Below are 12,918 nucleotides of genomic sequence, written 5' to 3' on the forward strand. Positions count from 1 at the left end.
GCTCGGATCCACAAGCCCGGCCGGGAGCCGTCCCTCCCGGCCGAGTTCAGGGGTGGCGTCGGCCGCGGCCGCGCCGAGGGTCAGCCCTCGGCGGCGATCCGGGCCAGACGCTGCGCCTCGGCCCGCGCGGTGCGGGCGACGGCGTCCTCGTCGACGTTGCTGAGGTGGTTGTCCTCGACGACCGGCCGGCCGCCCACGAGGGAGAGGGTGACCGGTGCGGCCGGGCCGAAGACCAGGGCGGTGACCGGGTCGGCGATGGAGGAGTGGCCGAGGCCGTCCAGCTTCCAGAGCACCAGGTCGGCGAGCTTGCCGGCTTCCAGCGAACCGATCTCGGCGCTCCGGCCGAGGACCTGCGCACCGCCGTAGGTGCCCAGCCGCAGCGCCTTGCGGGCGTTGAGCGCGGCCTCCCGGTGGGCGCCGAGACGGTTGATCAGCAGGGCGTTGCGCAGCTCGGTGTGGAGTTCACCGGACTCGTTGGAGGCGGTGCCGTCGACGCCGAGGCCGACCGGGACGCCGGCCGCGAGCATGTCGGGGACGCGGGCGATCCCGGCCGCGAGGCGGGCGTTGGAGGACGGGCAGTGCGCGACGCCGGTGCCGGTGCGGGCGAAGGCGGCGATGTCGGAGTCGTTCATGTGGACGCAGTGCGCCATCCACACGTCGTCACCGAGCCAGCCGGTGGACTCGAAGTAGTCGGTCGGGCCCATGCCGAACAGCTCGTGACAGAACTTCTCCTCCTCCACGGTCTCCGAGCCGTGGGTGTGCATCCGTACGCCCTTGCGGCGGGCCAGCTCGGCGCCCTCCCGCATGAGTTCGGTGGACACGGAGAACGGCGAGCAGGGCGCGGCGGCGATCTGCACCATCGAGCCGAAGGAGGCGTCGTGGTGGGCGTCGATGGCCTCCTCGGTCGCCAGCAGGGCGCCCTCGGTGGTCTCGACGGCGAAGTCCGGGGGCAGTCCGCCGTCCTTCTCGCTGCGGTCCATGGAGCCGCGGGCGAGGGTGATCCGGGCGCCGATCCCGGCGGCGGCCGCGAGCTCGGCGGCGACGAGGTCGCCGGAGCCCCGCGGGAAGACGTAGTGGTGGTCGGAGGCGGTGGTGACGCCGCCCTTGACCATCATGCCCAGCGAGCCCTGGGTGGCCGCGGCGAGCATCGGGGCGTCGATCCGGGCCCACGTCGGGTAGAGCGCGACCAGCCAGTTGAACAGGTTGTGGTCGGTGGCCAGGCCCCGGGTGATCCACTGGTAGAAGTGGTGGTGGGTGTTGATCAGGCCGGGGGTGACCAGGTGCCCGGTGCCGTCGATCCGGCGGACGACACCCGCCAGTCCCTCGGGCGCCTTGCCCGCACCGACCGACTCGATGACGTTCCCGGCGACGACGACATGGCCGGTGGCGTACTCGGTGTCGTGGGCGTCGACCGTCGCGATGGCGCAGTTCTCGATGACGAGGCGCTCGATCGCGCCCTCAGGGGATGCCGAGGCAGCCATGGTGCTCCTACTTTCGGTTCCGGCGGTGGGCACGGCATGGCCCTACGGGATTTGAGTGCCGGAGCCGGGCGAGGCGGCTGACAGTACCGCCGCCCGTGGGGTGCTCCGGGTGCCGAGGTGATGGAAGAACAGGTTGAGCAGCACCGCGACCAGGGCGCCGGCGCTGATCCCCGAGCCGAGCACGGTCTGTGCCCAGGCGGGGAAGTCGTCGTAGAAGGACGGTGCGGCGAGCGGGACGAGGCCGGCGCCGAGCGAGACGGCCACCAGGACGATGTGGGAGCTCTCGTCCAGACCGGCCTCGGCGAGCGTACGGATGCCGCTGACCGCGATCGATCCGAACAGCACGATGCCCGCGCCGCCGAGGACCGGCATCGGCACCAGCGAGACCACCGCGCCGAGGACGGGGAAGGCACCGAGGACCAGCAGGGTGGCGCCGGCCAGCGCGACGACGTACCGGCTGCGCACCCGGGTCAGCGAGACCACGCCGACGTTCTGGGCGAAGGCGCTGGTCGGGAAGCCGCCGAAGACGGGGCCGAGCAGGGTGGCGAGGCCGTCGGTGCGCAGTCCCCGGGTGAGGGTGGCGCCGGTGGCCGGGCGGTCGCAGATCTCGCCGAGCGCCAGCATGCCGGCTGAGGACTCCGTCATCAGCACCAGCATCACCAGGCACAGCGAGAGGATCGCGGCGGGGTGGAACTCGGGGGCGCCGAAGGAGAACGGGGTGGGCAGCGCGGCGACCGGGGCCGTGCGCAGCGCGTCGAAGTCCGCCATTCCGAAGGGGATCGCGGCGAGCGTGCCGACGACCAGGCCGGCCAGCAGCGCGATCTGCCGGAGGAATCCGCGGGCGAAGCGCTGGACGAGCAGGATCACCACGAGGGTGAAGGCGGCGAGCGCCAGGTGCCGCATGGCGCCGAAGTCCGCGGCCCGTGCGTCGCCGCCTTGCGCCCAGCCGACCGGCACGGGCATCAGGGTGACCCCGATGAGGGTGATGACGACGCCGGTGACCAGCGGCGGGAAGAAGCGCAGCAGTCTGCCGAAGAACGGTCCGACGGCGAGGCAGAAGGCCCCGGCGACCATCACCGCGCCGTAGACCGCGGGGAGTTGGTGGCCTTTGGCGGTGGTCTCGGCGATGGCGAGCATCGGTGTGATGCCGGCGGAGCTGGCCGCGTTGACGAACGGCAGGCGGTTGCCGGCGAAGTGGCGGACACCGAGCGTCTGCAGGAGCGTGGCGAGCCCGGCGATGAGCAGGCCGGCGGCGATCAGCCGGGTCCGGCCCGCGGCGTCCAGGCCGACGGCCTGGCCGATGATGAGCGGAGGGGTGACGACACCGGCGTACATGGCGGCGATGTGCTGGAGCGCGGCCGGGACGAGCCGTCTGACGGCCGGCTTCTCGTCCACCGGGTGGACCGGTGGCGCGGGGTGGTGCGGGGCGTGCGTGTGCTGTGCCATGGGTCGTTCCCCTCGGGTTCCGTGTGCCCCTCCCCGCCGCGGGGTGGGGAGGGGCACACGCGGCACGGCGTTGCGTCAAAGCCGCTAGAGGTTCGTCAGATCCACCGGGATCTCGGGCTCGACACCGTCGCGCAGAACAGTGGCTTCGATCAGGCCGTACGGGCGGTCGGCCGCGTAATACACGGCGCCCTCGGCGGTATCGTTCTTCAGCCCGAACGGCTCCAGGTCCACGAGGAAGTGGTGCTTGTTCGGGAGCGAGAAGCGGATCTCGTCGACCTCCGAACGGTGGTTGATCACACGCGCGCCCATTTGGTACAGGGTCTGCTGGAGCGAGAGGCTGTACGTCTCCGCGAACGCCTGCAGCATGTGCTTCTTGACCTGCTCGTACGAACGCTCCCAGTTCGGCATCCGCTGCTCGTCGTCGGTCCAGTTGAACCGCCAGCGGCCGGACACCTCGGTGGCCAGGATGCGGTCGTAGGCCTCCTTCAGCGTCGTGTACTTGTCCTTGATGTAGCCCCAGAACTCCGAGTTGGTGGAGTTCATCACCACGAGGTCCTTGAGGCCGGAGATGACCTGCCACCGCTCCCCGTCATAGGTGATCTCGGTCAGGCGGGTCTCCTGGCCCTTGCGGACGAAGGAGTGCTGGACCTCGTCGGCGCCGATGAAGCGGGAGTTGGCGTCGGAGGGGGCGATCCGCTCCCAGGCGTACTCCTCGATCCGGATGCGGGCCCGGTGGATCGGCTCCTGGCTGGTGACGAAGTGCCGGGCCAGGTGGATGCCGAACTGCTCGGCCGACTCGATCCCGTGCTCCTTGGCGAAGGCGTACACGGTGTTCTTGGTCGTGTCGGTGGGCAGGCAGTGGGCGTTGGAGCCGGAGAGGTGGACCTCTTCCAGGTCGCCGGAGAGCGAGACCGAGACGTTCAGGTCCTTGATGTGGTGCCGGTCGCCGTCGCGGGTGATCTTGACGACGCGGTTCTCCGCTTTGCCGTACTGGTTCTGGCCGAGAATCACAGGGCGGGCCGGGCGGGAATCGGCAGCGCGGGCCGGGCGGGAATCGGCAGCGCGGGCCGGGCGGGATTGGGCAGTCATGTCGGTGCTAGCTCCCTCGGTATACGGAGTAGCCGAACGGGTTGAGCAGCAGCGGTACGTGATAGTGCTCGCCCGGCGTGACGGCAAAGGTGATCGCCACCTCCGGGAAGAAAGCTCCGCTGTCCCTTACGCGGGGGGCGTCCTGCTGTTCCTCGGCTTGCTGGGTTGCCTTGTGGTGTGCGCGGTGCTGGGGCGAAACGAAGTACTCCTCGACGGCGAAGTCGAGGCGCACATGGGTGGTGCCTTCCGGCAGGGCCGGCAGGTCCTTGCAGCGTCCGTCCGCATCGGTCGTGGACGCGCCGTGGGCGGTCCAGGCGCCGTCGCGGCCGGAGCGCACCGCGAGCGTGAGGGCGACGCCCTCCGCGGGGCGGCCCACGCTGGTGTCCAGGATGTGCGTGGACACCGACGTCGGCGTGGCCGTCTCGCTGCTCATGCTGCGTCTCCTTCTGCGTGCTCGGCGATACGGGTGAGGCGGATGCGGTTGATCTTGCCGAGTTCCGCACGCACGATCTCGCGTTCCTGTTCCGGCGTGTTGTCGATCCGGTCACGGACGGCGTCGCGCATCTCCTCTCCGGTCCGGCCGGAGGCACAGATCAGGAAGACATGCCCGAACTTCTCCTGGTAGGCCAGGTTGAGTTCGAGCATCTCGGCCTTGAGCGCTTCGGAGGCGCCGGCCATCCCGCTCTGCTCACGGCGCGAAGTGGGGTCGCCCGGCTTCGGACGGCCGATCTGCGGGTGCCCGGCCATCGCCTCGGCCAGATCCTCGGCGGTCAGCTCGGCCATGGCGGCGTCGCTCGCGGCGAACAGGGCATCGGCGGTGGCGTAGGGACGCCGCGCGAGAACCTTGCCGCCCCAAGCCCGGCTGGCACACACCTCGTGCAGTGCGGCCAGGGCCGCCTCGTCGTCGGCGGTGTTGAACCGGGTGAGGCCCGGCGTGGGCTCGGGGGTGTCCCCCGTCGAGCGTGGTGAACGCGTAGACACGGGAAGCCTCCGTGGCCTGGTGCTGGACAGCTCTGCTTGGCTGGAAACAGCTAAGACCCCTGGCAACAACACGTCAACACTTTGTTGAAAACTCGGCGGCACAAATGCCGCCGTCCGGCGAATCCGGGCGACGGTTCCGGCGACCGGAGCCGATCTCGGCCCGCTTCGCCCTCAGTCGGTGCCCTTCGCCGCGTTGTCCCTGTTCAGGTAGTTGTAAACGGTGAAGCGGCTGACGCCGAGGGCGGTGGCGACGGTCTCCACCCCGTGGCGGACCGAGAAGGCCCCGCGGGACTCGAGTATCCGCACCACCGACTGCTTGGTCTTGCGGTCCAGCTCCGCCAGCGGCATGCCGTGCCGGCGCTGGAGCTCGGCGAGGATGTGGTCGAGCGAGTCCGACAGATGCGGGAGCCGTACGGCCACCCGGTCCTGGCCCTCCCAGGTCAGCACGACGTCGTCGCCCTGCGCCTGGTCCGGCGCGAGCATCTGCCCACCCATCGCGTCGACCAGCGGCTTGACCGCCTGGACGAACGGGTGGTCGGCGGGCTCCGTCACGTCGCCTCCCCCGCGCCCTGAACGGCGCCCTGGATCACATTGACCTGCAGGGAGACCCGGGTGGCGCCCGCCTGCAGCGATTCCCGCAGCAGGGCGGCCACGGCACCGAGCACCTGCTCGGCCTCGCCCTCCGCCGTATTGCCGAAGGGGCCGACGTCGACGGCGTCCAGCTCGGCACCCGTGACGACGTCCCGCGCCACCACCGCATGCGCCGGCGCCTCGTCCAGGTCGAACGGTTCCGTCGTGAACTCCACTCTCAATCGCACGCCGCTCAACCTACGCGCGGGAGCGCCCGGCCACCAGAAATTGCCCCGGGGCCCCCTTGACAGCCTTCGAGCCCGCCAGGCAGTCTTCCAATACGCAGAAAAACAGTTCCACTATCCGGAAGGGAGCGTCGGACCTGATGGGTTTCACGGACACGCGCTTCAACGTCAATCTGTCGATCCTGTTCACCGAGCTTCCGCTGCTGGAGCGGCCGGCGGCCGCGCGGGCGGCGGGCTTCACGGCGGTGGAGCTGTGGTGGCCGTGGGTGGACGCCCCGGTGCCGGAGCCGGCCGAGCCGGCGGCGCTGCGCACCGCGCTGACGGATGCCGGGACTCAGCTGGTGGGGCTGAACTTCTACGCCGGGCAGCTGCCGGGCCCGGACCGCGGGGCCCTGTCGGTCCCGGGCGAGGAGTCGGAGAAGTTCCGGGCGAACGTGCCCGTGGCGGTGGAGTTCGGCCATTCGCTGGGCTGCACGTCCTTCAACGCCCTCTACGGCAACCGGGTGGCGGGGGTGCCGGCCGCCGAGCAGGACGCGCTGGCGCTGGAGAACCTGGCGTTCGCCGCGCGGGCGGTCGCGGAGGTGGGCGGGACGGTGCTGATCGAGGCCCTGAACGCGCCGGAGTCGCCGCACTGCCCGATCGTGAGCGCACCGAAGGCCATCGAGGTGGTGGACGCGGTGAACGCGGCCACCGGCCTGGACAACACCCGCTTCCTGATGGACCTCTACCACCTGTCGATGAACGGCGAGGACCTGGACGAGGTCATCGACCGCTACACACCCCAGACCGCCCATGTGCAGATCGCCGACAACCCCGGCCGCGGCGCCCCCGGCACCGGCGACCTCGACTTCTCCGCCCTGCTCGGCCGCCTCAAGAAGGCCGGCTACCAGGGCTGGACCGGCCTGGAGTACAAGCCCGGCGACGGACCCAGCGCAGGCGCCTTCGCATGGCTCCCCGCCCCGCTGCGTGCGGCCCGCTCCTGACGACTTCCCGCACCGCGAAAACCGTGAAAGAGGCATCCCGATGAGCAACCTGCCCAAGATCGCGTGGATCGGTCTCGGCATCATGGGCTCCCCCATGGCCGAAAACCTGATCAAGGCCGGCTACCAGGTCACCGGCTACACCCTCGAAGCCGACAAACTCCAGCGCCTCGCGGCGGCCGGCGGCACCGCAGCCGCCTCCCTGGCCGAAGCCGTCACCGATGCCGACGTCATCATCACCATGGTCCCGGCCTCCCCCCAGGTCGAAGCCATCGCCTACGGTCCCGACGGCATCCTGGAAAACGCCCGGCGCGGCGCCCTGTTGATCGACATGTCCTCGATCACCCCGCAGACCTCCATCGACCTGGCCCACGCCGCCGCCGACAAGGGCATCCGCGTGCTGGACGCCCCCGTCTCCGGCGGCGAAGCCGGCGCCATCGAAGCCGTCCTGTCCATCATGGCCGGCGGCGACCGGGCCGACTTCGACGCCGCCCGCCCCCTGCTGGAAGCCCTCGGCAAGACGATCGTCCACTGCGGCCCGCACGGCGCCGGCCAGACCGTCAAGGCCGCCAACCAGCTGATCGTCGCCATCAACATCCAGGCCTGCGCCGAAGCCGTCGTCTTCCTCGAGAAGTCCGGCGTCGACCTCACCGCGGCCCTCGACGTCCTGGGCGGCGGCCTGGCCGGCTCCACCGTCCTGGCCCGCAAGAAGGACAACTTCAAGAACCGCGACTTTCCCCCCGGCTTCCGCATCGACCTCCACCACAAGGACATGGGCATCGTCACCGACGCCGCCCGCACGGTCGGCGCCGCGCTGCCCGTCGGCACCCTCGTCGCCTCCCTCGTCGCCTCGCTGCGCGCCCAGGGCGACGGCGGTCTCGACCACTCCGCCCTCCTCCGCGGCGTCGAACGTCTGTCCGGGCACCCCACCGCGCACTGAGCCCACGGCGGCACGGCCCCCGGCCCCGTGCACGAGTGCGCCCAGGGGACCTCGATCAGATTCCCCCCGGGACCTTCAGCACGTCCCCTCCGGCTTCCGGGCGGCGGCCGCGCCGACACTTGTCCTGTCGCGCCCAGGCGTGGCCGCCGCCCGGAACACCCCCGGACACCTCTCCGCTTTGTTTCAACAAACTGTTGACGTTTGGTCGTAGCGCTTCTTACGCTCCGACACGCGGAAGCCAACTTCCGCGCTCTCGTACGGAAGGTCACCATGTCGAAGCCCACGCTGACGGCGCGCTTTCTCACTACGGAGGCTGGCGCCCCCGTCGCCGACAACCAGAACTCCGCCACCGCAGGCGCCGGCGGCCCGATCCTCCTCCAGGACCAGCACCTGCTGGAGAAGCTCGCCCGCTTCAACCGCGAGCGCATCCCGGAGCGCGTCGTGCATGCCCGTGGCTCCGGCGCGTACGGCTACTTCGAGGTGACCGACGACGTCACGGGCTTCACCCGTGCCGACTTCCTGGGCACCGTCGGCAAGCGCACCGAGACCTTCATCCGCTTCTCGACCGTCGCCGACAGCCTCGGCGGCCCGGACGCGGCCCGTGACCCGCGTGGCTTCGCCCTCAAGTTCTATACCGAAGAGGGCAATTACGACCTCGTCGGCAACAACACCCCGGTGTTCTTCATCAAGGACCCGGTCAAGTTCCCCGACTTCATCCACTCCCAGAAGCGCGACCCCTTCACGGGCAAGCAGGAGCCGGACAACGTCTGGGACTTCTGGGCGCACTCCCCCGAGGCGACCCACCAGGTCACCTGGCTGATGGGCGACCGCGGCATCCCGGCCTCCTACCGCCACATGAACGGCTACGGCTCGCACACCTACCAGTGGACGAACGCCGGGGGCGAGGCCTTCTTCGTCAAGTACCACTTCAAGACGAACCAGGGCATCCGCTGCCTGGACGCCGAGCAGGGCGCCGAGCTGTCCGGCAAGGACCCGAACAGCCACCAGACCGACCTGCTGCAGTCCATCGAGCGGGGCGTCTACCCCTCCTGGACGCTGTACGTACAGATCATGCCGGCGGCCGAGGCGGCGAACTACCGCTTCAACCCGTTCGACCTGACGAAGGTGTGGCCGCACAGCGACTACCCGCTGCAGCGGGTGGGCCGCCTGGTCCTGGACCGCAACCCCGACAACGTCTTCGCCGAGGTCGAGCAGTCGGCCTTCTCGCCGAACAACTTCGTGCCCGGCATCGGCCCGTCCCCGGACAAGATGCTCCAGGGCCGGCTCTTCGCCTACGCCGACGCGCACCGCTACCGCCTGGGCGTCAACCACACCCAGCTGCCGGTGAACGCCCCCAAGGCGACCGAGGCCCACAACTACGGCCGGGACGGCCTGATGGCCACCCACCGCTACGACCGCCACGCCAAGAACTACGAGCCGAACTCCTACGGCGGCCCGGTCCAGACGGACCAGCCGCTCTCCGCCCCGCTCGCCGTCTCCGGCCACACCGGCACCCACGAGGCCCCGGCGCACACCAAGGACGACGACTTCTTCCAGGCCGGCGAGCTCTACCGCCTGATGTCCCAGGACGAGAAGACCCGTCTGGTCGACAACATCGCCGGCGGCCTCTCCCAGGTCAGCCGCGACGACGTGATCGAGAAGAACCTGGCTCACTTCCACGCCGCCGACCCGGACTACGGCGCGCGCGTCGAGGCCAGGGTCCGCGAACTGCGCGAGGACTGACGGGAGGTCGGCTTCCTCGCGCATCCGTAGCGGCCGGCCCGTGTGAGGGGTGGCCGGCCGGTACGGAGCCGCAGCGCGAGCTCCGCGGTACACCGGGAGAACCAGTGCGGTGGCCGCGCCCGCCCGAGGGAAAGGGCGGGCCTCTCCCCCACCGCGGAGCCCGCCTGCTCCCCTCGCACCTCTCCCCGTCCCTCCTCCCTCCCACAGACTCCGTCCGGCAGCGCGATGTCCTGTCGCGCCCGATTCTCGCGCTGTCGGACGGGAACCACAGCGGGCCCGGGATCCGTACGTCCGGATCCCGGGCCCTGTGTCCGTGGCGCGCCCGGCCTCGTGTCCGTGGCGCTACCGGCCGCACGGACGGCCCCTGCGCACCGCGATGCGCTCCCCCCCATGCGCCGTGGCTCCCGCGCGGTCCTCCCCCACCTGCGGCTCTCCTCGCAAATCGCCCCCGTGCGCCCGATTTTGGAGAGACCATGGGAACAGCAGCAGATCCGACCTGTCTGCCGCCCGACCTGCCAGGAGCCGACCATGGCCGACAGCGTGCCGGTGCGGTGCCCCACGTGCCGCCGCGAGAACGCCTTCACCCCGCCCACCTTCCCATGCGCGTGCGGTGCCCCGCTGACCCTGCCCGTGCTGCGCGGCGGGGTACCCGTCGAGATACTCCACCGCACGTGGCAGGCCTCCTGGGTGGAGGTGCGCTGCGAGGTCTGCGGACGGCAGGACGAATGGCCCGCGCCGGAGTCCGGCTGCGCCTGCGGCACCGTCGTACGGGTCCCGGTCGTCCCCGCGCCGGTCCCACCACCGCCGAATTTCCCCTCGCCCGGCCCACCGCCACCGAAGCGCGAACCGGCCCCGGCCCCCGCCCCTGATCCCGCTGCTGATCCCTCTTCCGCTTCCGCTTCCGGGACGCCGCACCCCGCCCTGCGCCCGGCGTTCCGCCCGGTCACCATCCGCACGGCCCGCGACTGTGTCACCGCCGCCCAGCAGTATCTGAAGTGGCTGGGCTACGCCGATGTCGCCCGGACCCAGGAGCGCACCGCCTCCGGCGTGGACCTCCGCGGTACGGGCGTGGTCGCCCAGGTCGACCCGACCACCCGCGCCACCCAGCTGCGCGAGATCGAATGCGTCTGGCTCAACGGCCTGAACGCCTCGGCCATCGCGGTCTTCTTCTCCCTCGCCGGCTATGCCCGCGACGCCCGCTCCCGCGCCGACGACCTGCACATCCCGCTGTTCGTCATGGACCTCACGGGCACCCCGCAGCCGGTCAACGACCCGGCCGACGAACTGATCAAGTACGGCGCGGCGGGGCGGTGACACCGACGGCACAACGGGCCCGTGACGCCGGCGGCGAGCCGGCCGCGGAAATCCGCTCGCCTCCCCACGCCCGGACCGGCGACACTGACACCGTGCTGATCCATGCCCCTTCACCCGCCGAACTGCCCACCCTGCGCAGCATCGAGCTCGCGGCGGGTGCGGCATTCCACGAGCTCGGCATGACGGCGATCGCGGACGCCGAACCACCCTCCCTCGCCCAGCTGACGGCGTTCCGGCGCGCGGGCCGGGCACTGGCGGCGTACGAGGAACCGGGCGGGACGGCGGCCACCGACGGCACCGGACAGCCACTCGGCTACGGCACCGGACACCCACTCGGCTTTCTGCTCTGGGAACCGGTCGACGGCTGCACCCACATCGAACAGGTCTCGGTCCACCCACAGCACGCCCACCGCCGCATCGGCCAGGCACTGATCGACCGCGCCGAACGCGAGGGCAGCCCGGCCCCACGCCCGCTCACCCTCACCACCTTCGCCGAGGTGCCCTGGAACGCGCCGTACTACGCCCGCCTCGGATTCCGGATCCTCACCGAAGCCGAACTCACCCCGGGCCTGCGGGCGATCCGCGCCCACGAGGCGACGCTGGGACTCGACCGCTGGCCACGGGTGTGCATGAGACGGGAGGCCGGCGGGGCGGACAGCGGAACGTGAACGCTCCGGCCCGCCCGGCGCCGGCCGGGCCTGGGCCCCGTCGCCGCTCAGCCGACCGCCCCGGACGCAGTAACCACCTGGCTCCGCATCCACGGGAAACCCCACCACATGCGCCAGCCCAGCGAGCGCACACCGAGCCCACAGACCGGCAGCTCTCCCAGGACGTCCCGGTAGAGCGCCACGGAGCGCCCGATATCCACGATCACCAACCGCCCTCCGGGGCTCAACACCCGCACCGCCTCGGCGACGGCCCGGCGCCGCCCTTCAGCATCCTTGATGTTGTGGATGGCCAGGCTGGAGAGCACGACATCGAACGCGCCGTCGCCGAAGGGCAGGTCCCGCAGATCACCGGTATGCAGCTCCACCCGGCCATGGACCCCCTCAGCCTCCGCATTGCGCGAGGTGACCCTCTGGGCGTTGCCCGACTGGTCAACACCACGCCACAAGTCCACGCCCACGGCCCGCCCCTCCGGCACCCGTCGTGCGCCGGCCAGCAGCACGGCCCCACGCCCGCACCCGAGATCCAGCAGCCGCTCGTCGCCCCGCAGCTCCAGCTCGTCCAGCAGCCCCTCCCACACCGCGAACTTTCCGCGCCGTGTGGCATGCGCGTACAGCACGAAGGCGACGGCCATCACCAGCGCGCACAGAAACGGCACCCAGGCCACCCCCATCCCAGGCCCCGCAAGCGTCCCCACCCCCGCCACTGCCGACCCCACGGCTCCGCAGCCAAGGCCGAACAACGCGTACGGGGCATCGACGCCATACGCCCCGCGCCGTCCCTCCTGCCCGCCGTCAGCTCCACTCAGCACAATGAGCCCCCCAAGAATCATGACGAAATGCCAGAGTAATCAGACGAGTTGACACCCTGCACGACCTACACACGGCCCGAGCGACCATTCCGGTCAATCTTCCCCACAGACCGCGTGCCGAGCCCGCTCGCCGCAGAACTGGCGAACGCCCCCTCGGCCCGGAGCGGCAATCCCGCCCTGCCGCCTACCGCAAATGACACCCCATCAGCCATGACCGCCCACCGGCCATAATGACGGAATGATCGACGCGAATACCCTGCGGGCCGCCTGCCTGGACTTCAATGGCGCGGTCGAGGAGTTTCCCTTTCCCCGGCACCCGGACGTGTCCACCTTCAAGGTCGGCGGAAAGATCTTCGCGCTCACCACGCTGACGGACGAGCCGCTCGCCGTGAGCCTCAAATGCGAACCCGAACTGGCAGAACGACTGCGCGCCACACACCCCGAGGTGGTCCCCGGCTACCACCTCAACAAGCGCCACTGGAACACCGTTTCCCTGGACGGCGCCCTCCCCGACCGGCTGATCCTCGACATGATCGAAGACTCCTACGACCTCGTGGTCGCTTCACTCCCCCGCGCTCAGCGCTTGCTGCTCGACTGGCCTGGGGAACGGCGGCCCTGACAGCCAACGCCAACGCCGACGGGCACGGGCACG

At 70.8% G+C, this 12,918-nt stretch carries 14 protein-coding genes; 6 read left to right on the plus strand and 8 right to left on the minus strand.

Annotated features, from left to right (window positions below):
- Positions 1-80 precede the first annotated feature (80 nt).
- The 7 genes from ABZ851_RS19360 to ABZ851_RS19390 all read right to left on the minus strand — a co-directional run bounded on the left by ABZ851_RS19360 (position 81) and on the right by ABZ851_RS19390 (position 5,815).
- The gene (locus tag ABZ851_RS19360; RefSeq protein ID WP_361128806.1) at positions 81-1,481 is read right to left on the minus strand and encodes an 8-oxoguanine deaminase; all 1,401 of its coding nucleotides are present in this window, start codon (positions 1,479-1,481) and stop codon (positions 81-83) included.
- A 42-nt stretch (positions 1,482-1,523) separates the two neighbouring features.
- Complete coding sequence (locus ABZ851_RS19365; RefSeq protein ID WP_336054453.1) at positions 1,524-2,927, minus strand: nucleobase:cation symporter-2 family protein; 1,404 nt, start codon at positions 2,925-2,927, stop codon at positions 1,524-1,526.
- Positions 2,928-3,011: 84 nt separating this feature from the next.
- Positions 3,012-4,016, minus strand: coding sequence for a factor-independent urate hydroxylase (gene pucL, locus ABZ851_RS19370; protein WP_361128811.1), 1,005 nt, complete (start codon positions 4,014-4,016; stop codon positions 3,012-3,014).
- A 7-nt stretch (positions 4,017-4,023) separates the two neighbouring features.
- Positions 4,024-4,449, minus strand: coding sequence for a hydroxyisourate hydrolase (uraH, locus tag ABZ851_RS19375; RefSeq protein ID WP_361128814.1), 426 nt, complete (start codon positions 4,447-4,449; stop codon positions 4,024-4,026).
- Positions 4,446-4,997 (minus strand): 2-oxo-4-hydroxy-4-carboxy-5-ureidoimidazoline decarboxylase, encoded by a 552-nt coding sequence (gene uraD / locus ABZ851_RS19380; protein ID WP_361128817.1) that lies wholly within the window; start codon positions 4,995-4,997, stop codon positions 4,446-4,448. The genes uraH and uraD overlap by 4 nt, the downstream gene beginning before the upstream one ends.
- 171 nt (positions 4,998-5,168) lie before the next feature.
- The gene (locus tag ABZ851_RS19385) at positions 5,169-5,549 is read right to left on the minus strand and encodes a helix-turn-helix domain-containing protein (protein WP_093491457.1); all 381 of its coding nucleotides are present in this window, start codon (positions 5,547-5,549) and stop codon (positions 5,169-5,171) included.
- On the minus strand, positions 5,546-5,815 hold the full coding sequence (locus tag ABZ851_RS19390; protein WP_361128822.1) for a hypothetical protein: 270 nt from the start codon (positions 5,813-5,815) through the stop codon (positions 5,546-5,548). Before ABZ851_RS19390 ends, ABZ851_RS19385 begins: the two co-directional genes overlap by 4 nt.
- Before the next feature lie 137 nt (positions 5,816-5,952).
- On the opposite strand from ABZ851_RS19390, the gene ABZ851_RS19395 reads away from it, so the two are divergent.
- From ABZ851_RS19395 to ABZ851_RS19415, 5 genes are all read left to right on the plus strand, one after another.
- Positions 5,953-6,795 carry a TIM barrel protein gene (locus tag ABZ851_RS19395; RefSeq protein WP_361128825.1) on the plus strand — a complete coding sequence of 281 codons (843 nt, stop codon included), beginning with the start codon at positions 5,953-5,955 and terminating at the stop codon, positions 6,793-6,795.
- Positions 6,796-6,835: 40 nt separating this feature from the next.
- Positions 6,836-7,732, plus strand: a complete 897-nt coding sequence (locus tag ABZ851_RS19400) for a 2-hydroxy-3-oxopropionate reductase (RefSeq protein ID WP_361128828.1) — start codon at positions 6,836-6,838, stop codon at positions 7,730-7,732.
- Between the two features lie 285 nt (positions 7,733-8,017).
- The gene (locus ABZ851_RS19405; protein ID WP_361128953.1) at positions 8,018-9,475 is read left to right on the plus strand and encodes a catalase; all 1,458 of its coding nucleotides are present in this window, start codon (positions 8,018-8,020) and stop codon (positions 9,473-9,475) included.
- Between the two features lie 528 nt (positions 9,476-10,003).
- Positions 10,004-10,789 carry a hypothetical protein gene (locus ABZ851_RS19410; protein ID WP_361128831.1) on the plus strand — a complete coding sequence of 262 codons (786 nt, stop codon included), beginning with the start codon at positions 10,004-10,006 and terminating at the stop codon, positions 10,787-10,789.
- Between the two features lie 92 nt (positions 10,790-10,881).
- Positions 10,882-11,457, plus strand: a complete 576-nt coding sequence (locus tag ABZ851_RS19415) for a GNAT family N-acetyltransferase (protein ID WP_361128833.1) — start codon at positions 10,882-10,884, stop codon at positions 11,455-11,457.
- 47 nt (positions 11,458-11,504) lie between these two features.
- Here ABZ851_RS19415 and ABZ851_RS19420 read toward each other — a convergent pair whose 3' ends face one another.
- Complete coding sequence (locus ABZ851_RS19420) at positions 11,505-12,113, minus strand: class I SAM-dependent methyltransferase (protein WP_361128834.1); 609 nt, start codon at positions 12,111-12,113, stop codon at positions 11,505-11,507.
- Positions 12,114-12,504: 391 nt separating this feature from the next.
- Between ABZ851_RS19420 and ABZ851_RS19425 the strand changes: the two genes are divergently transcribed.
- Positions 12,505-12,885 carry an MmcQ/YjbR family DNA-binding protein gene (locus tag ABZ851_RS19425; protein ID WP_361128837.1) on the plus strand — a complete coding sequence of 127 codons (381 nt, stop codon included), beginning with the start codon at positions 12,505-12,507 and terminating at the stop codon, positions 12,883-12,885.
- Positions 12,886-12,918: the final 33 nt, after the last annotated feature.

This window comes from Streptomyces sp. NPDC047049, from assembly GCF_040643995.1.
Classification (GTDB): domain Bacteria; phylum Actinomycetota; class Actinomycetes; order Streptomycetales; family Streptomycetaceae; genus Streptomyces; species Streptomyces mooreae.